This is a genomic window from Colwellia marinimaniae (assembly GCF_002207865.1).
Lineage (GTDB): Bacteria > Pseudomonadota > Gammaproteobacteria > Enterobacterales > Alteromonadaceae > Colwellia > Colwellia marinimaniae.
Map to the genome: position 1 here is coordinate 35489 of NZ_BDQM01000012.1, position 21510 is coordinate 56998.

At 39.7% G+C, this 21510-nt stretch carries 11 protein-coding genes; all 11 read left to right on the forward strand.

Features of this window, described 5'->3' with window-relative positions:
- Positions 1-55: 55 nt before the first annotated feature.
- The 11 genes from prc to MTCD1_RS09140 all read left to right on the forward strand — a co-directional run bounded on the left by prc (position 56) and on the right by MTCD1_RS09140 (position 21348).
- Positions 56-2107 carry a carboxy terminal-processing peptidase gene (gene prc, locus MTCD1_RS09090; protein WP_057180855.1) on the forward strand — a complete coding sequence of 684 codons (2052 nt, stop codon included), beginning with the start codon at positions 56-58 and terminating at the stop codon, positions 2105-2107.
- Positions 2108-2220: 113 nt separating this feature from the next.
- On the forward strand, positions 2221-3696 hold the full coding sequence (nhaC, locus tag MTCD1_RS09095) for a Na+/H+ antiporter NhaC (RefSeq protein ID WP_057180856.1): 1476 nt from the start codon (positions 2221-2223) through the stop codon (positions 3694-3696).
- A gap of 52 nt (positions 3697-3748) precedes the next feature.
- Positions 3749-6364, forward strand: coding sequence for an aminopeptidase N (gene pepN, locus MTCD1_RS09100; RefSeq protein ID WP_057180857.1), 2616 nt, complete (start codon positions 3749-3751; stop codon positions 6362-6364).
- A gap of 83 nt (positions 6365-6447) precedes the next feature.
- Complete coding sequence (locus tag MTCD1_RS09105; RefSeq protein ID WP_057180858.1) at positions 6448-6663, forward strand: DUF2835 family protein; 216 nt, start codon at positions 6448-6450, stop codon at positions 6661-6663.
- Between the two features lie 376 nt (positions 6664-7039).
- Positions 7040-9133: a DUF1302 domain-containing protein gene (locus MTCD1_RS09110; RefSeq protein ID WP_057180859.1), complete on the forward strand. Its 2094-nt coding sequence runs from the start codon at positions 7040-7042 to the stop codon at positions 9131-9133.
- A 27-nt stretch (positions 9134-9160) separates the two neighbouring features.
- A complete protein-coding gene (locus tag MTCD1_RS09115) occupies positions 9161-10522 on the forward strand; it encodes a DUF1329 domain-containing protein (RefSeq protein ID WP_057180906.1) in 1362 nt (453 codons plus the stop codon).
- Positions 10523-10648: 126 nt separating this feature from the next.
- Positions 10649-11683 (forward strand): WD40/YVTN/BNR-like repeat-containing protein, encoded by a 1035-nt coding sequence (locus MTCD1_RS09120; protein WP_057180860.1) that lies wholly within the window; start codon positions 10649-10651, stop codon positions 11681-11683.
- Between the two features lie 63 nt (positions 11684-11746).
- Complete coding sequence (locus tag MTCD1_RS09125) at positions 11747-14065, forward strand: efflux RND transporter permease subunit (RefSeq protein WP_057180861.1); 2319 nt, start codon at positions 11747-11749, stop codon at positions 14063-14065.
- A gap of 501 nt (positions 14066-14566) precedes the next feature.
- Complete coding sequence (locus MTCD1_RS09130; RefSeq protein ID WP_057180862.1) at positions 14567-19444, forward strand: NAD-glutamate dehydrogenase; 4878 nt, start codon at positions 14567-14569, stop codon at positions 19442-19444.
- Positions 19445-19562: 118 nt separating this feature from the next.
- Positions 19563-20573 carry a quinone-dependent dihydroorotate dehydrogenase gene (gene pyrD / locus MTCD1_RS09135; RefSeq protein WP_057180863.1) on the forward strand — a complete coding sequence of 337 codons (1011 nt, stop codon included), beginning with the start codon at positions 19563-19565 and terminating at the stop codon, positions 20571-20573.
- A 289-nt stretch (positions 20574-20862) separates the two neighbouring features.
- The gene (locus tag MTCD1_RS09140; RefSeq protein WP_235013364.1) at positions 20863-21348 is read left to right on the forward strand and encodes a c-type cytochrome; all 486 of its coding nucleotides are present in this window, start codon (positions 20863-20865) and stop codon (positions 21346-21348) included.
- Positions 21349-21510 lie beyond the last annotated feature (162 nt).

Below are 21510 nucleotides of genomic sequence, written 5' to 3' on the forward strand. Positions count from 1 at the left end.
CGGCAGGCTTAGCAAGATAGTTAAGTCACATAGAAATTGAATAGGAAGTAAATGCATGCAAAAATTTCGTCGTATCGCACTCGCCGTATCTATATCGTTAGGTTTGTCAGTCAGCGCCATTGCGTTTGAAAAACCACATACCCCGGAAGAGCTGCCTGTGCTGATGCCTGAATCTCAGCATGCGACAGCAAGCAAGCGTATTACGGCACGATTTACCCGTGCACATTATAAGAAAGTTGTCATTGACGATGCCCTGTCAGCGGAGGTATTCGATCGCTATATAAAACAGCTTGATTATGCCCGTAATGTTTTCTTAGCGACGGATATCGATGACTTTCAAAAATATCGGCTTGAATTTGACACTGTACTTACCCGTGGAAAGTTAGCTATAGCTTATGATATTTATAATTTAAATATGCAAAGGCGTCTAGAGCGATATCAGTATGCGCTTAGCTTATTGGCTGTTAAAGATGATAAAAACCCGTTCGATTTCACCAAAGAAGAGCTTTACTCTTTTGATCGTGAAAAATCTCCTTGGCCGGCAAGTGTGGCTGAGCTGGATGAATTATGGCGCTTAAAGGTGAAATCAGATGTGTTAAATCTGACACTAACCAATAAAAAATGGCCAAAGATCAAAGAAGTGTTAAATAAACGTTATAATTACGCGATAAAGCGTTTAAAGCAGAGTGAAAGTGAAGATGTCTTTCAACTGGTGATGAATAGCTTTGCTCGGGTAGTTGAACCCCATACTTCTTATTTATCACCTCGTAATGCCGAACGTTTTCAAGTTGATATGAATTTATCCCTTGAGGGCATAGGTGCAGAGTTGCGTTCAATTGAAGATTATACTGTCATCCACCGTATTGTTAGCGGTGGTCCAGCGGATAAATCAAAGCAGCTAAAAGCAAAAGATAAAATTGTTGGCGTTGCTCAAGGTGAAAAAGATTTTGAAGACGTCATTGGTTGGCGCTTAGATGATGTGGTTGAGTTAATCAAAGGCTCAAAGGGGACCACAGTACGCTTACAAATATTATCAGGCGACAGTGATGATGAAGCGAATATTAAGGTGGTCTCTATTGTTCGTGATATCATTAAACTCGAAGACAGAGCAGCAAAATCTGAGCTTTACTTAGAAAATTCAGATGATGCCAACAGCAAAAAACTGGGTGTTATCACCATTCCAAGTTTCTATAACAACTTGTCTAAAGACGTTAAAAAAGAAATCGCCAAACTCCAAGAACAGGGAGTAGAGGGGATTATCGTTGATTTACGTGGCAATGGTGGCGGTTCATTACCTGAAGCAACCTTACTTACTGGCTTATTCATCGATAAAGGTCCCGTTGTTCAAATTAGGGATGGTGCCAACCGTATTCAGGTACAAAGTGATAGAGATGGCATCAGTTTTTTTGATGGCCCGTTAACGGTTATGGTAGATCGCTACAGTGCTTCTGCTTCTGAAATATTTTCTGCCGCCATCCAAGATTATGGTCGAGGTGTTATTATTGGAGAACATACTTTTGGTAAAGGTACGGTTCAGCAACATCGAGGTTTAGGTCGTGTCTATGACTTATATGACAAGCCATTAGGCAGTATTCAATATACCATTGCAAAATTCTATCGCATTAATGGTGGTAGTACACAACATCGGGGTGTTTTACCCGATATTGCTTTTCCTACAGCGATTGACCCAGAAGACTGGGGTGAGAGTAAAGAAGAAAACGCCTTGCCTTGGGATCAAATTGAGCGAGCTAAATATACGCCGTTAAATGACTTAGGTAGCGATATCGACTATTTAACGTCACTGTATCAGCAGCGTATAAAGGATAACCCTGAATTTAATTATTTACTCGAAGATATTACTATATACCAAGCAGAAAAAGATAATAAAACAATATCATTAAATTTTGCTACCCGTAAAGCTGAACGTCTACAACGAAAAAGTAAACGTTTAGTGCGTGTTAATGAGCAACTTGCGCTTTTAGGTAAAGCTAAAATAACCGATTTAGATGATTTATCGGATGAACTCGATGATCTAGACCCATTTTTAGATGAAGCGGCTCGTATAACCTTTGATTTTATCTCTTTGGGTAAAATTGCCAAAAAATAACCTGAACAACAACAGCAAAGCCGCCCATTGAGGCGGCTTTGCTTTTTCACTTCCTATCGATAATCAAATTACTTTACCGTTAAATAACTACAATAAGAAAGGGTTTACATTTCATGTCCGAGTTAAATCAAAATAAAAAGCCCACTATGTTAGATGCTTTTATTCCTGTTATCACCTTGATTGCTTTACTTACTTTAGCGGTAACTTACTTTGGTGATAGCTCTTCATATGGGCCTAATCAAATAGCACTGCTTATTTCCATGGGCGTAGCCGTAGTGATAGGGATAAAAAATGGTTATAACTGGCACGAGCTTGAAAAAGCCATTATCCATGGTATCTCTCTGTCATTAGGGGCAATTCTTATTTTGTTCGCCGTTGGTTCACTCATTGGTACCTGGTTGTTATCCGGAACAGTTCCTACCATGATTTATTATGGTTTGATGATATTAGACCCTGCCTGGTTTTATGCTGCGGCATGTGTCATGTGTGCGGTAGTGTCAATGAGTATTGGTAGCTCTTGGACCACAGCGGCAACTATTGGTGTTGCCTTGATTGGTATAGCGCAAGGTTTAGGTTTATCACCAGCCATCACCGCGGGTGCGGTTATTTCTGGCGCTTACTTTGGTGATAAAATTTCACCTTTATCAGAGACCACCAACTTAGCTCCTGCAATTGCCGGTAGTGAGTTGTTTGCCCACATACGTTATATGTTTTGGACCACTATGCCCTCTATTGCCACGGCACTGATAATTTTTCTATTTTTAGGCTTTAATGAAACTACCAGCAGTAACGATCAGTCCATTGACTTATTAAGCCAACAACTTAGTGAGCAGTTCAATTTGTCTTTGTTTAACTTAGTGCCCTTATTGGTTTTACTTGTTTTAGCCATTAAAAAAGTTCCGGCATTTCCTGCGGTGGCCATTGGTGCCTTGGTTGGTGGCTTATGGGCGGTAATTTTTCAACAAGAGCTTATTTTACGTTTAGCCAACGGAGAAACGAACGTACTTACCGCTAATATCATAGTGGTATGGACCGCCTTTTTTGATGGTGTCAGTATTGAAACCGGTAATAGTGAATTGAATGACCTACTCAGTGGTGGTGGTATGTCTAGCATGTTAAATACGGTGTGGTTAATCATGTGTGCATTAAGTTTTGGTGCGGTGTTAGAGCATTTAGGCATGCTGAAAAAATTTGTTGATGTGATTTTAGCGTCTGCTAAATCAACGGGTAGTCTTATAGCCAGTACCGTTGCCACCTGTATCGGTACTAACTTATTAACGGCTGATCAATACATGGCTATTGTTATGCCCGGTCGCATGTATAAAGATGAATATGAAAAAAGAGGTTTAGATCCCTTAGTACTGAGTCGTACCCTTGAAGATGCGGGTACCATTACTTCACCGCTTATTCCGTGGAATACCTGTGCGGTTTATATGTCGGGTGTCTTGATGGTCAGCCCACTGGATTATATGTTTTATTGTTTCTTTAACTGGATTAATCCTATTCTTGCGGTTGTTTATGGCTTTATTGGTTTTAATATCAAGACACTCTCTAAAAAAGTAAGCCAAACAGTAACTAGCACGTCATAGCTGTAACGCGACGGCTTAATTTTAATTTATCTTTCCACAGCAGGGCTCTATTATGTCATCTTCTTTATCAGACACCGCACCACGATTTTTAGCTGACTATCGACCAGCTGACTTTATGATTAAGACAGTAAACCTAATCATTACCTTAGATGATACTTGTAGCCAAGTTATTAGTGAGCTGAGCATAGAGCGACAAAGCAATAATAAACAAGCGTTGCAACTCAATGGTGAGCATTTAACGCTAGTATCCGTAGTGCTTGATAAACAAGCCTTGAGTAAAGAACAATATCAGCTCAGTGATACGTTACTGACCATACCGGCCACTAGCTTACCGGACGGTAATAAATTTACTCTCACTATTACTACCGAGATTAATCCCCAGGAAAATACCGCATTAGAAGGGCTGTTTAAATCTGGCGAGGCATTTTGTACTCAATGTGAAGCCGAAGGCTTCCGTCGGATCACCTATTATCTGGATAGACCCGATGTCATGGCGACGTTCACCACTAAAGTTATCGCCGATAAAACGTTATATCCCACTTTATTATCAAACGGTAATAAAGTGGCCGCGGGTGACTTAGCGAATAACAAACACTTTGTTACTTGGCACGACCCCTTTCCCAAACCTTGCTATTTGTTTGCTTTGGTTGCCGGAGTTTTTGACTTACTTGCCGATACCTTTACCACGGCATCAGGACGTGAAGTTGCCCTAGAGATCTTTGTTGATAAAGGTAATTTAGCCAAAGCTAAACATGCCATGGTGTCATTACAAAAATCTATGGCTTGGGACGAAGAGACTTTTGGTCTTGAATACGACTTAGACATCTACATGATTGTCGCGGTAGATTTTTTCAATATGGGTGCGATGGAAAATAAAGGCTTAAATGTTTTTAATTCCAAATATGTGCTGGCAGATAGTCAATGCGCGACAGATACCGACTATTTTAATATTGAAGCTGTGATTGCCCATGAATATTTTCATAACTGGACCGGCAATCGCGTCACCTGTCGTGATTGGTTTCAATTGAGTTTAAAAGAAGGCTTAACGGTTTTTAGGGATCAGCAATTTAGTGCACAAATGCATTCAAGTGCAGTGACCCGTATTCAAAATGTGCGGGTATTACGTTCGCAACAGTTTGCTGAAGATGCTGGGCCCATGGCGCACCCGATACGACCTGAAAAAGTCGTGGAAATGAATAACTTTTATACCTTAACTGTTTATGAGAAGGGCGCAGAAGTTATTCGTATGCTGCATACGTTAATTGGTGTAGATAACTTTAGAAAAGGCATGGATTTATACTTTGCTCGTTTTGATGGCATGGCTGTCACTTGTGATGATTTTATCAACGCTATGAGCGATGCCAGTGCTAAGGATCTATCTCAATTTAAATTATGGTATAGCCAGTCGGGTACTCCGGTAATTAAAGTACAAGAAAGCTATGATGAACAAACAAAGCTTTATAGCTTAACTTTATCACAGCAATCACCGGTAACTAAGAGCCAACAAAACCCACAAGCGTTACATATACCTATTAAAATTGAATTAATCAGTGAAAACCATGCAGGGCAAAGTGAATTACTAGAGTTGACACAAACAGAGCAAAGTTGGCAATTTAACGGCTTTAGCAGTAAACCGACTTTAGCCATGCTTAGCGACTTTAGTGCGCCAGTTAAATTGCTTTTTCAGCAAGACGATGCCAGTTTACTCACCATTATTAAGCAAGCTAATAATAGTTTTTGTCGCTGGGACGCAGGGCAAAAACTGTTAATGTCATATATCCAACAACTAACCTTTGATGCTGATTATGTCATCCCTAATGAGTTACTTATTGCCATTAACGAGATGTTAACGGGCGATGGTGATCGTGCTTTTATTGCGGAACAATTATTATTACCTAGTTTTGATGAAGCCGCTAGCTTGATGATTGAGGTTGACCCCATTGCGCTTACTAGGGCAATAACGGCATTATCATTATTTATTGCCCAAGGCAGCCAAGAAGAATTACTGGCTAGCTATCAAGCATGCCAACAGCTAGACCAGTCATCAGCTAACCTAGTTGCTAATCGAGCCTTAAAAAATGTTTGTTTAGCTTTATTAAGTTATTTACCTGAATATCAGTATTTAGTCACTCAGCAATATCAGCAAGCGACGAATAATGATGACATTCTCCAAGAAAATATGACGGATAGTTTGGCCGCGTTAACGTGCTCAGCAAAACACAACTTAGTGGACTTAAAGCAGCAACTGCAACATTTTGAGATGAAGTGGCTACAAACGACATTAGTGATGGACAAATGGTTCGCCTTAAATGCTAGTGTGGTGAGTGAGGATATTTTTTCGCAACTTGATGACTTATTGATGCATGCACAATTTAGTTTGAAAAATCCAAACCGCTCTCGCTCTTTAATTGGCGCTTTTACGATGAATAACCCTAAGTATTTTCATTGTCCAACAGGGCGAGGTTATCAATTTTTAGCCGAGCAAATTGCAAAATTAAATGAAATTAATCCACAAGTTGCTTCAAGACTGATCACCCCACTTATTCAATATAAAAGTTTTGCACCAAGACATCAAAAATTAATGAGATCAGAGTTAGTTAAATTGCAGTCATTGCCTAAGTTATCAAATGACTTAAAAGAAAAATTGGATGCTGCGCTACAAGACTAAACAACTTAACTGCCCGTATATCACGGCTTAGTAACGTGCTTATCACTGCAGGTGAGTGCGTTACTGCTATATAGTATAAAGATATGAAATATTACTTCTCACTCAATTTATCCACAAGTGAATTCCTGCCTTATTATCAAGGCACTGTGCAAAATGTCGTGGTGACTACGACCCAAGGTATTAAAGTCCAATTCCCTGCCATGCACCTACGAAAGTACCTTAGTGCCACTGGTATCAAAGGTGACTTTTGTCTACAAACGCAACAAAACAAGTTTTTAGCCTTAACTAAAGTTAAATAAACGCACTTAAACATCCTTTAATAGAGTAAACACTTGAAACAGTGGTCAGACCATTCCTTGTTTGTTTATAAGCCATGAAGATAAACAAAATATCGTTATTTCATGAACTTATAAAACAAACAGGGATTTGTATTGTTTTGTTTTTAAACGCTAGTTTTAAACGCGGTATTAAAACCCTAAGGGCTATCAATGCAAGTCCTTAAATTATAGCGCTTTAACTCTAACCTTTACGCTTGCTACCTAAGTCAAATGATGTAATTATTGTTACCGTTAGATAAACAATAAAACAAAAACTAACTTTTGATTACATTTATAAAGATGAAATTTCACTGATATTTTATCTTTAGCATGATGTTCGAAACAGGGGAGAGAATAGATGAAACACAAGCTTCAACATGGCTTTGCCAAAAAACCTTTAGCTGTAGGTGTTGCTGCTGCGCTTTCGATATCATTGTTAACCTCAGTGGTTAATAATGCTGAAGCAGCAAGATTTGAGTTGGGTGATGTAGAGATCAGTTTTGATTCTACCTTTAGCATTGGCTCAAGCTGGCGCACCGAAAATAGAAACTGGAATGACAATGTAGGTAAGTCTAACAATGCCAATAATGGCCTTGATTTCAGTAATTATAATATATTCTCTCCGGCGATACCGAAAGAGGATATTTGGGCACAAGGTGCTGGCGGTTACTCCACTAATGGTGACGCGGGCAACTTGAACTACAATGCTGGTGAAAGTTTCTCTCAAATATTTAAAGGTGTGCATGAATTAGACATTCACTATCAAAATGTCGGTATTTTTCTTCGTGGTATGTATTTTTATGATTTTGCCATGATGAAGAACGACAGAGCATCGTCTAACTCGCTTACTGGTAATGTCTTTGACCCCTGTCGTGACTCAAAGGCAGATGAGCAAGTCTGTCATGATGTTCGTTTACTCGATGCCTATATATACGGCGACTTCGAAATAGGAGAAATGCCTTTTTCAGTACGTTTAGGTGATCAAGTGATCAGCTGGGGTGAAAGTACCCTTATTTCTCATGGTATTAGTGAGATAAATCCCGTTGATATTGCTCGTTTACGTGCACCCGGTGCTGAGTTAAAAGAAGCCTTTATTCCGGTTGGTTCCTTATGGGGCTCGTTAGGGGTTACCGATAACTTCAATATTGAAGCCTTTTATCAGTACACTTGGGAAAAAACCATACTACCACCGCCAGGTAGTTATTTTTCTACCAATGATTTTGCCGGTGATGGTGGCCAATATAATAATGTCCAGTTAGGTTTCGGCGGTAATCCTGATATGAATTTAGATTACCTCATGGTAGGTCTAAATGAAATTGGCGCTGCGCTTAGAGCAAAACAGATTTCACCCGAGCAAGCGGGGGCCATGTATGCAGCTTATGCGGGCAACATTACGTTAAGAGCACCTGGCTCAAAAGCGGAAAATGAACCCGATGGCGGTGGCCAATATGGTTTGCGCTTATCTTGGTTTGTCCCTGAGCTAAATGACACCGAATTTAGTTTGTATCATGTCAATTATCATAGTCGCCGCCCAATTTTCTCTGGCATCACGGCAGACTTTAGCCCGGAAACAATTGCTGGTGATATTGGTATGCTAGCAACTACAATAATCACGGAAGATAACTACACCGATTTAAAGACATTCTCTCGTGTTGAACTGGATTATCCAGAAGACATTAAAATGTATGCGTTAAGTTTTAATACTACCGTAGGCACTACTGCGGTTGCTGGTGAAGTGACCTATCGTCAAGACGAGCCGTTGCAAATTGATGATGTAGAATTGCTATTTGCCGCTGTGCCACAGCAGCTTTATAATTCAGGCAATCCAGCATATGACTCTTTAAACAATGTCTCGCAAATGGTTCAACCTGATGGTACGCCATACCAGCCAGGTCAAATAGCACAAGGCTACATTTTATCCGATACGGTGCAAGCACAAGTGACCCTAACCCATTTGTTTGGCCCTACCATTGGTGCCAGTCAGTTAGTTGGTCTAATTGAAGTGGGCGGCATTAACATTAATGATATGCCTGATCAAAGTACATTGCGCTTAAATGGCCCCGGTACCGGGCGTAGTGGCGGTATTACGGATAGTGACGGTAATCTGTCTGGTCTTAATATGGTTTTACAAGGCGGTGTTGAGAGTAATCCTTTCCCAACTGAGTTTGCTTGGGGTTATCGTGCCGTTGCCAAACTGGACTACACCAATGTTATTGCTGGTATCAATATTTCACCACGAGTAGTATTTGCTCACGATGTCAAAGGTATCACGCCCGACCCACTGTTTATGTTTATTGAAGGCAGAAAATCGTTGTCTTTGGGCTTAACCTTTGATTACCAAAGTCGTTGGTCAGCCGATTTAAACTACAACAGTTTCTTCGGTGGTGTCGGCACTACCAATAAGATGGAAGATCGCGATTATGTATCTTTCAGCGTCAAATATTCAATCTAATTTAAGGCAGAAATCATGAGAAATAACATGAATAAAGTCACAATATTATCATTGACCATCGCCATGGTCTTATCAACAGGTGCTTTAGCAAAAATAACTAGCGAGCAAGCGGCAAAGTTGTCAGCGGAATTAACGCCAATGGGCGCAACACGTGCAGGGAATAAAGACGGTTCAATTCCTGAGTGGACCGGAGGCATTACTAAAGCTCCGGCGGGATATACCGTTGGTGATCATCACCTTGACCCGTATCCTAATGACAAAATAGAGTTTACCATTACCGCCGGTAATCTTGATAAATACAAAACATTGTTAACACCAGGTCAAATTAAATTATTTGAAACTTATCCTGATACTTATAAGATGAATATTTATCAAACACATCGTAGTGCCTCTTACCCTGAACATGTATATCAAGCGGTTAGAAAAAATGCCACACGTTCAGAATTAGTTGAAAATGGTAATGGCATCAAACAAGCGGCAGTGGGCATTCCATTTCCTGTGCCAGCTAATGGCCTAGAAGCAATTTGGAACCATACTTTACGCTATCGTGGTGAAAATGTTACTCGTCAAGCAGGCCAAGCTTCGCCAACTGCATCAGGTAGTTATACATATGTGGGTTTAAAAGAAACGTTATTATTGCCATACAATGTTAAAGGCGCTTCTCCCGAGGAGCTGCAAAAAACAAATATTTTGTTTAAATTTAAGCAGAAAGTAACTGAGCCTGCTCGCTTGGCTGGTACGGCACTATTAGTACATGAAACCATGGACCAAGTGAAAACACCTCGACAAGCTTGGACTTATAATACCGGTCAACGCCGCGTTCGTCGTGCACCAAATGTTGCTTACGATGCGCCAGGTACAGCGTCAGATGGTTTAAGAACCACAGATGATTTTGACATGTATAATGGGGCACCAAATCGTTATAACTGGACATTAAAAGGTAAGCAAGAATTATACATTCCTTATAATGACTATCGACTGCATAGTGATAAAGTTAAATATGATGATATTTTACAGGCGGGCCATATCAACCCAGACCTAGTGCGATATGAAAAACATCGTGTCTGGGTAGTTGAAGCTAACCTTAAAGACAATACTCGTCATATCTACAAGAAACGTGTCTTTTATATCGATGAAGATAGCTGGCAAGTGGTGGTAACGGATATTTATGACAACCGTGATGAGCTGTATCGTGTAGGTATTTCTCATACCATCAATTATTATGAAGTACCAACACTTTGGTCGACTCTTGATGTCTTTCACGATATTCAATCACGCCGTTATATAGCCTTAGGTTTAGACAACGAAGAGAAAATGTATGATTTCTCGACCAAGCTTAAAGAGCGAGACTTTACTCCCGCCGCGCTAAGACGCGAAGGTCGGAGATAATCAGTAACAAGGATACGGCTGACAAATGTTAGCCGTTTTTTTTAGTACTATATTTAGTGCTTGATATGGTATTAGTTAAGTTTTGCATTGTTTTTATTTTAAGAAAAATCAAAAAAAGAGTTTTTTATGCGTTTACTAGTTGCTTTTGCAGTTATTTTTATTAGTTCCCTTTTCCCCGTATGTGCTGATGACACCTCGGCAACGTTTGCTAGCTTAGCACCAGCAACTGAATCTGCTTTAGCAAGTAAATCACTATTATTAGACATTGCGCCTATTGGCGCAAACAAACTGGTTGCCGTAGGCCAACATGGACATATATTACTGTCTATGGATGGGATTAATTGGCAGCAAGCCAATGTTCCGGTACAGGCAACGTTAACCAGTGTCTATTTTTTAAATGAGCAGTTAGGCTGGGCTGTTGGTCATGATGCCACGATTCTACATAGTCAAGATGGTGGCCTTAACTGGCAAGTTCAACAATATTTGCCGGCCCTTGAAAAACCCTTGCTAGATATTTATTTTAAGAATGCACAGCAGGGGTTAGCTGTTGGTGCCTATGGACAATTTTTTCGCAGTAATGATGGTGGCACGACGTGGCAGAGTGAGTTTCATCAGGAATTTTTATTAGCAGATGATGTCGATTACCTTAAGGAACTTAAAGCCGAAGATGAAGAGGCATATCTCGATGAAATATCCTTCATTTTACCGCATTTCAATGGCTTAGTGCAGGATGGCCGGACTTTATTCCTATTAGGAGAGGCAGGCTTACTGGCTAAAAGTAATGATTTTGGCCTGACTTGGCAACAATTTGATGGCTTTTATCAGGGCTCATTTTTTTCTATGGGCAGAACTAAGCAGGGTAATATTTTAGTCGCTGGTCTACGAGGGCATGTTTTTCGTAGTTTAAATAATGGTCGGCAATGGCAAGAAATTGCTACTAATACCACGGCATTACTCAATGATATTGTCTTTACCGATGAAGAACGTATTTTTGTGCTTGGTAATAATGGCATGTTACTTATTAGTAGCGATGATGGGGAAAGTTTTCATCAAAGACCGCAACAAGACGGTAAAACCTTAATTTCAGGTGTCTGGTTCAAGGGAAAATTGGTGGCGGTATCAGATGTTGGTATTAAGGTTTTGGATTTACCTAAACAGTAACAAACACTCACATATAAATAAATTTAATCATTAAAATATAATAAAGTTCGGAATGATATCACTATGAAAATTTCTCTGGCTAGTCGTCTTGAAATAGGCCTATTTCGTCATAAACTCTTGGTGTTAATGCTCTTCGTAATCACCAGCGTATTTTTTATTTTTCAAGCAACACAAATTAGGCTCGACGCTTCGTTTACCAAAAATATACCGTTAAATCATAGCTACATGAAAACCTATTTAAAACATAGGGCGAATTTTGGTGGCGCAAATAATATCCTTATTTCTGTCTGTGATAGTGGTGGCGATATTTTTAATGCTGACTTCTTTAATGCGTTAAAAGGCGTTCATGACAAATTATTCTTTATTCCTGGTGTTGATAGGATCCAAGTAAAGTCGCTATTTTCACCTAATACCCGTTTTGTTGAGGTGGTTGAAGATGGTTTTGCTGGCGGACCAGTTATTCCTGCGGATTTTCAAGCAACTGCCCAAGGCCTAGCTATCGTAAAGGGCAATATTGAAAAAGCAGGTATAGTCGGCAGTATTGTTGCTGATGACTACAGTTGTGCCATGGTTAAGGCGGCTTTATTAGACATTAACCCTGATACCGGAGATAAATTAGATATTCTAGAAATCGCCGAACAGCTGGAACAGAAAATTCGTCAAGAGTTTGAGCACGACAATATAACGATACACATTATTGGCTTTGCTAAAATGGTCGGCGATGTTGCCCAAGGCGCGAAAGGGGTGGTGTTATTCTTTGCCCTTGCCATCGCCATTACTGCGGTGATGGTCTACCTTTTTTGTCATTCAATTCGTTTAACTTTTCTACCTATCATGTGTTCATTAGTGGCTGTTGTCTGGCAACTGGGCATGTTATCGACGCTGGGTTTTGGCCTCGACCCTATGTCGATATTGATCCCCTTCTTGGTGTTTGCTATTGGCGTTAGTCATGGTGTACAGATGATAAACTCTGTCGTTAAAAAGGTCGCCATAGGGCTAACACCCGCATCCGCGGCGCAAGCAAGTTTTCGAGTCTTATTGATCCCAGGGGGGGTTGCATTACTCTCAGATACCGTCGGTTTTTTAACCTTACTATCCATTGATATTGGCATTATTAAAGAGTTGGCTATCACCGCTTCGATTGGTGTGGCGATGATCATTTTGACCAATCTTATTCTCTTGCCGATATTACTATCTTATACTAAAATAAAAACACCGCCAAAAGCCGAGCAGTCAACTGAAGAAAATGTAGTTTGGTCTTTCATGGCGAGCTTTGCCACTAAAGGTCCTGCCACCGTGATATTGGTCCTTACCAGCATTTTATTTGCGGTAGGCTTTTATCAAGGGCAAGATTTGAAAATTGGTGAGTTACATGCAGGAGCCCCTGCCTTACACGAATCTTCACGTTATAATCAAGATACTTTCTTAATCACTGACAGGTATGCCATCAGTGTCGATTATATGTCGGTTATTATTGAAACAACTGAAAATGCCTGTACTGACTACGATATCATGGCGACAATAGATAGATTCCAATGGCATATGGAAAACGTTGCCGGTGTACAATCTGCGGTTAGCTTATCGTCTATCTCTAAATTGGTGAATGCTGGCTATAACGAGGGTAATCCCAAATGGCGAGTTATTCCTCGTAATCAACACACCCTAGTGCAGTCTATTGCCCGTGTCCCTTCGTCTAGTGGCTTGTTAAATAATGATTGTAGTGTTATGCCAGTTATCTTGTTCTTAGAAGATCACAAAGCACAGACCATCAATACTGTTATTGCTGCGGTGAACGCGGCGGCAAAAGAATTGGGCAGTGAACAGGTACAATTTAAGTTAGCTTCTGGCCCCGTTGGCGTGATGGCAGCAACCAATGAAGCCGTTGCCGAAGCACAATTGCCTATGATGCTTTATGTTTATGGTGCGGTTATTTCGTTATGTTTACTGAGCTTTAGAAGTATTAGAGCAACATTAGTGGTGGTAGTGCCTTTATTTGTGGTCTCTACCTTAGCCCAGTGGTTAATGACAGTACTTGATATCGGTTTAACGGTATCCACTCTGCCGGTTATTGCCTTGGGGGTTGGTATTGGTGTTGATTATGGTATTTATATACTCTCCACCATGAGCACTAAGCTTAACGAAGGCTTCAATGTCCATGATGCTTACCTTGCGGCTTTAAAAGAACGAGGCAGTGCGGTACTTATCACGGGTTTAACGTTAGCGATAGGTGTTTCAACCTGGTTTTTCTCTGATTTGAAATTTCAAGTTGATATGGGCATATTATTAACCTTTATGTTCTTGGTTAATATGTTAGCCGCTATTATTATTTTACCGGCACTGTCAGCCTTCTTATGGGCAAATAAAAATATTGATAAAAACTAGGCTTTTGCGCAACCCTAAATTACCCCAGGTGATTTAGCGCAAGATAGTAGCTGACTGAAGGCTAAAATAAGGGCATTTTTATTTTAATACTCAGTTCAGCTAACCCTAAGCACTTAATTAAATACCAACGGGTATAATTAAGTGCTTTTTTTTTGCTAAATTTAAACAACTTTCACTTAAAGATATTGCATAAATAAACAATAAAAAAGCCCTTTACTCAGTATCTATTGATCATAACTGCATAAACATAGCTAACGGTAAACTAAAGGACTCCTTTACTCATCCACCTCTTTAAAATTAAGCCAATAAAATACAAAATAACACTCGCAATAGCCTAAGTTTATTCATAAAATCCACTGCATAGTCTATTCTGATAGACAAAATATAAATAAAAAAGATTAAGGTTTATGCTTCTAACATCGTTAGTTAAAAGTAAGAGACTGTGTCAAAACAAAAAATCAATTATTCAAGCTTTCTTTTTAAAAGGAAAAGGAAACATCCATGGCGTTAGTAAACGGTTCACCCTCGGTTATTCTTAGCAATGTAGCAAAACTTATTCAGCAAAAAGTAGATGAAAAAACTGCTCCCTTAGTTGAGAAATTTGCCCATTTACTTTATGGCAATATGTCATCATTAGATCTTGACCACCGTAATGAAAGTGATATGTATGGTGCGGCGCTTAGCTTGTGGAGTTCACTTAATGAGCATAAAGATAATGCACCTATTATCCATGTGTTTAATCCTTCGGTAAGCAAAAACGGCTGGAAATCTAGCCATACGATTATAGAAGTTATTATCCAGGATATGCCGTTTTTAGTGGACTCTATTCGTATAGCATTAAACCGTTTAGGCTTATCGCCACACCTGATGCTAAATGCACCATTAAAAATAATTCGCGATAAAAATTTAGAAGTGATTGAATTAGCTCCTATTATCGATAACCAATTAGTAGCAAGCTCGGAAGAAACTATATTTTTAATTGAAATTGATCGTCAGACGACCGATGAAGAGTTAAGTAGTATTAAAAATACCCTGCTTTCTGTTGTTGAAGATATCCGCTTAACTGTCAGTGATTGGCAGCCAATGTTATCTTGTTTAAAAAGGGTCATTGATGATGTTAGCAAAGCCAAGTTACCGGGCACTAAAGCGGATAAAGAAGACACCTTAAGTTTTCTAAACTGGCTGGCGGCGAATAATTTCACCTTAATGGGCTATCGTTCATATGATGTAAAAGCGGTCAAGGGCGATATTTCCTTAGAGGCCAATGTTGAATCAAGCCTTGGTTTAATGAAAAACTCGCCAGGAAATAAGTCACGTTTAGTGTCGAGTTTAAGTGCCACAGGCCGAGAAGTAGCACTTGGACCAAACCACCTAATTTTAACTAAAACCAATTCAAACTCACGTGTGCATCGTCCGGCGCAACTTGATTACATCGGTATTAAACGGTTTGACGATAAGGGCGTTGTTATTGGTGAAGAACGTTTTATTGGGCTTTTTGGCTCTGCGTATTACACCAACAGTGCGCTAGACCTACCGCTTATTAGCTCTAAAGTCATGGACGTTTGTAAATCGTCACCTTTTGCCAAGGGTACTCATAATTACAAAACGCTCATTAATATTTTAGAAACGTATCCAAGGGATGAAATATTACAGTCGTCGGTAGCCGAGCTACTACACAATGTAACCGGTATTTTGCAGATGCAGGAACGTGATTACACTGGTTTGTTTGTGCGTCGTGATGCCTTTGATCGTTTCTATTCCTGTATGGTTTATGTACCAAGAGAGCGTTACAACACAAAATTACGTATCGAAACACAAAACTTACTTAAAGAAGTATTTAATAGTGATGAAGATGTTGAATTTACCACTTTCTTCTCAGAATCAGTTCATGCTAGAACCCATTATATTGTTCGAGTCAACTCCACTAAAGCAGATATAGACGTGAAAGAAATTGAAAAGAATTTAAACGAAGCCGCTCGTAATTGGGACGACAAATTAATGAGTGCTTTAGGTGCTAACCGCGGTGAATCAGCGGCGAAAGCACTTGGCCGTAAATATATTAAATTCCCACAAGCTTATAAAGATGAAGTATTACCCGGCTCTGCCATTGTAGATATTGAAAAGCTAGAAAATATTACTAACGAAAAAGATTTAGAAATGCTTTTTTATCAACCACTGGAAGAGAAGACGGGTAGCCGTTTTGTTAAATTAAAATTATTCCATAAAGGCGAGCCTATTCACTTAAGTGATGTGTTGCCAATGCTGGAAAATTTTGGTCTTCGTGTTATTGGTGAAAGACCTTATGCAATCAAAACCTCTGATGGCGAAACCTACTGGATATTAGATTTTTCCATGTACCTAACCGGTGAAGGTAAGTTTGATGTCTATAAAGTTAGGACCCTTTTCCAAGATGCTTTTGTCAAAGTCTGGCATGGTGATTTAGAAGATGATGGCTTTAACCGTCTTATTTTAGGTGCGGGTATTGAAGGTCGAGCCGTTTCTATTTTACGGGCCTTTGCTAAGTATGAACGGCAAATTGGTGGTCGTTTTAGCCAGAGTTATATTGAAAATACCTTTTCTCGCTACCCTGAAATTGCGCAATTACTGATTGATTTATTCACCTTACGTTTCGATCCTAAAAGCAAGGCAACTGAGAGCGCGAAAGAAAAAGCAAACAATAAGCTATTAGCCGAAATTGAGAGTTCACTCGATAACGTTGCCAACTTAGACGATGACCGTATTATTCGCCGTTTTGTCGAAATGATTATGGCGACTATTCGTACTAACTACTTCCAAGCAGACCCGATTAAAGGTGATAAATCCTACATTTCATTTAAAATCCTTCCCGGTAAAATCAGTGAAATGCCTCAGCCGGTACCAAAATTTGAAATTTTTGTCTATTCACCACAAATTGAAGGTGTACATTTACGTGGTGGTAAAGTTGCTCGTGGTGGCTTACGTTGGTCGGATAGAAGTGAAGACTTCCGTACCGAAGTTCTTGGCTTAGTTAAAGCGCAGCAAGTTAAAAATACCATTATTGTCCCGGTAGGTGCTAAAGGTGGCTTTGTTTGTAAACAGTTACCTGATGGCACACGTGAAGAAATTTTTGAAGCGGGTAAAGAATGTTACCGTACTTTTATTCGCGCCTTGCTAGACATTACTGATAACATTGTTGCCGGTGAAGTTGTGCCGCCAAAAGATGTGGTACGTTTAGATGGTGATGATGCATACCTCGTGGTAGCGGCTGATAAAGGTACGGCGACTTTCTCGGATATTGCTAACGGCATCGCTGAGGAATACAATTTCTGGTTAGGTGATGCTTTTGCTTCAGGTGGTAGTGTTGGCTACGATCATAAAGCCATGGGTATTACCGCTAAAGGTGCTTGGGAGTCAGTTAAACGTCATTTCAGAGAAATGGATATTGATTGTCAAACTACAGACTTTACCTGTATTGCCATTGGTGATATGGCGGGTGATGTGTTTGGTAATGGTATGTTATTGTCAAAACATATTCGCTTACAAGCTGCGTTTAACCACATGCATATCTTTATTGACCCAAATCCTGAAACCGCGAGTTCCTTTGTCGAGCGTGAACGTTTATTTAATTTACCTGGTTGTACTTGGGACGATTACAATAAAGAACTTATTTCCAAAGGTGGTGGTATTTTCAGTCGCCATGTGAAATCAATCAAGCTAACGCCTGAAATTAAGAAAATGATCGGCACGCAAAAACAAAGCATGGCACCCACTGACTTGATGCAAGCCATTTTATCTATGAAGGTAGACCTACTTTGGAATGGTGGTATAGGAACCTATGTTAAAGCGACTAAAGAAACACATTTAGAAGTAGGTGACCGAGCTAACGATACCTTACGTATTAACGGTGTCGATCTTCAGGCCAAGGTAGTCGGTGAGGGTGGTAATTTAGGTTTCACCCAATTAGGCCGTATTGAATATGCTGCCAATGGTGGCCGTATTAATACCGATGCGGTTGATAATGCCGGTGGTGTTGATTGCTCGGATAATGAAGTAAACATTAAGATATTACTCAATACCTTAGTTCAAAATGGTGATTTAACCATTAAGCAACGTAATAAGCTACTTCATGATATGACTGAAGACGTAGGTAAAATTGTTATTGAGGATTGTTATCGCCAAACACATTCATTGTCTATCACGGCAATGCGTGGTGCTAGCCAATTAAAAGAGCAAGTTCGCTTTATTCATGAGCTGGAAAGAGCGGGCAAACTAAATCGCGCGCTAGAGTTTATTCCTGATGACGAAGAAATTGCTGATAGATTAGCACAAGGTAAAGGTTTAACCCGTCCTGAACTTTCAGTCTTGCTTGCCTACAGTAAAATGGTTCTTAAAGATGATTTAGTTCATGTGGAAATTACAGATAACCCTTACCACAACAGTTTATTGATTGAAGCTTTCCCTAAGCAGTTACGTGAACTCTATCAAGATGAAATGCAACAGCATCCATTACGTGCACAAATTATAGCAACCAAACTTGCCAACAAAATTGGTAATGATATGGGCTTTAACTTTGTCAATCGTATGCAAGAAGAAACCGGTGCTAGTATTGCCGAGATTGCTAATTGTTATACCATCGCCAGTGCAGTCTTTGAGTTAGATGACTTTTGGCAGAAAATTGAAGTTTTAAATAATCAAATATCTACGGCTATTCAAACTGAAATGTTGTTTCAATACCGCAGAACGGTACGTCGAGTAACTCGTTGGTTCTTGCGTCATCGTAACAAGTCGCTGTCAATTGCTGAATCCATTGCCTTGTATCAACCTACGTTTACCATTATGTCAGAAAAACTCTTTAGTTTTATGATCAGTGATGAAGTTGAATCCATAGCAAGGGTTGCTAGTGATCTAGTTGATGCGGGTGTACCTAAAGTGGTTGCTACTCGTATTTCTCAGTTAAGCACTCTATTCTCGACCATGGATATTGCAGAAATTGCTCAGGAAAATAACTGTACGGTTGAGCATGCCGCAATTTTATACTTCGCACTAGGTGCACGTTTAGAGTTACATTGGTTCTTAGATCAAATTACTCGCCAACCCGTGGCAAATCACTGGCAAGCACTTGCTCGTTCTTCCTTTAGAGAAGAATTAGATTGGCAGCAACGTTCACTAACTTCAGTGGTATTACGTTGCCAATGTGATTCCCAGTTTACTGATTTAGATCAGTTGCTTACTGAGTGGATTGACGTTAATGAGCAACCTTTGGGACGCTGGAAACATATTTTAGCTGATTTTAAAGTAGGCCAGTCGCACGATTTTGCTAAATTCTCAGTAGCATTGCGTGAATTAATGTTATTGAGCCTTAATTGCCAACCGGTTTTAGCGAAAGAAAATCTAAAATAACCGTGCACTAAGTTTATTTTGCTCAAACAGAGCTAGCATATTGTAATGCTCGCTTTAACTGATAAAATCCTCGCCCAGCGGGGATTTTTTATTTTAATAATTTACAAGCCGAGGCACTATGTTTTATCCAGCCATTCGTAAAGTACTTTTTCAGTTTGACGCTGAAACCATCCATGAGTTGACTATAAAAGGCTTAAAAAGCACGGGAAAATCACCTTTAAATATTTTTTATAAGCAACAAGTAGCAGATAAACCGGTAACCGTTATGGGGATAAAATTTCCTAATCCCCTTGGTTTAGCGGCCGGTCTTGATAAAAATGGTGAGTGTATTAATGCTTTCGCTGCTATGGGCTTTGGTTTTATTGAAGTAGGCACAGTAACACCTCGTCCACAGCCGGGTAATGATAAACCACGTATCTTTAGATTACCTCAAGCCAACGCGATTATTAATCGTATGGGCTTTAACAATAAAGGTGTTGATTACCTAGTATCACAAGTACAAGCGGCTAATTTTAAAGGTGTTTTAGGCATCAATATTGGTAAAAATAAAGATACCCCAGAAGAAAATGCGAAAGATGACTACCTTTACTGCATGCGTAAGGTTTATGACTTAGCGACTTATATTACCGTGAATATATCATCGCCTAATACCCCAGGTTTGCGCTCGCTACAATACGGTGATGCATTGAATGATTTATTGATAGTTTTGAAGGCTGAGCAGAAAATACTTGCTGATAAATACGGTAAATATATCCCGCTTACGGTTAAAATCGCGCCAGACTTATCTGAAGATGAAGTCAAATCTATCGCTAAATCATTAATTGATAACGGTATTGATGGCGTGATTGCTACTAATACTACCTTATCTCGTGATGGCGTTGAAGGTCTTGAATTTGGCGGCGAACAAGGTGGCTTAAGCGGTCAACCGGTGAAAGATAAAAGTACTCAGGTGATCAAGATATTAAGTGAAGCGCTTGATAATAAATTACCCATTATTGGTGTTGGCGGCATAGCATCGAGTGACGATGCCAATGAAAAATTAGCCGCTGGCGCAAGTTTAGTGCAAGTGTACACTGGCTTTATTTATCAAGGTCCACCGTTAGTTAAAGATATAATTAATGGTTTGTAAGTGATAAAAAATAAAGTGGCACTTTGTAGTATTTAACTTTTTGTTTTTGTTTTTGTTACAAAATGCCGCTTGCTGTCAAGTGAGATTAAGCTACACTAGCCGAGTAAAAGTCTTTAAATAACATGCCTATGTACATGGTTCAGGATCGTCATCCCCGTGGTGTCTTAATCGGGGATCCAGCTTCTAAAAGCAATGGATCTTCGATCAGAGACTTCGAAGATGACGTTTACAACGACGTCCTGAGCTAACTACATAGCCATGTTAAATAATCATTATTAAGAGAGATATGATGTCGATAAATGTCCTGAAAAAAAGTTTATTAGCTATTACCGTGGCAACGAGTTTAGTAGCTGCTACTGCCGTTGTGGCGCAACCAGCCAGCTCTGAAAAACATGCAATCAAAGCAACTGAGTTACGTCAATCAGTGTTCAAATTACTGGGTAGTAATATGGGTACGTTAGGCGCTATGGCGAAGGGTAAAATCCCCCTTGATGCCGTTGTTGTTGAAAAAAACGCCACTCGCATACAGCAACTATCCTTGATGATTGCCGATTATACCCGTACTGATACCTCGAAGTTTAACGTTAAAACAGAGGCATTAGCCAAAGTTTGGCAAGAAAATGATCACTTCAATAAAGATATCGAAAAATTAACCTTAGCTTCCACTACGTTAATTGCCGCGGCAAAATCTAACGATGAAAGTGCCATTAAAAAAGCGATTGGCGGTGTTGGTAAAACTTGCGGCGGTTGTCATAATGACTTTAAGAAAGATTAATTGATAGAGTTCTCTGCCCAGCTCATTTTTTAAAAGCCCTTGCCAGTTGCAAGGGCTTTTTTGTGGCACTTAATAAATCAGTAAGTAACTATTTAACGGTTAAAAGTCTAATAAGGCTTTACTCGCACTAGGCTGAATTTCTCCAGTAATTAATGACTTAAA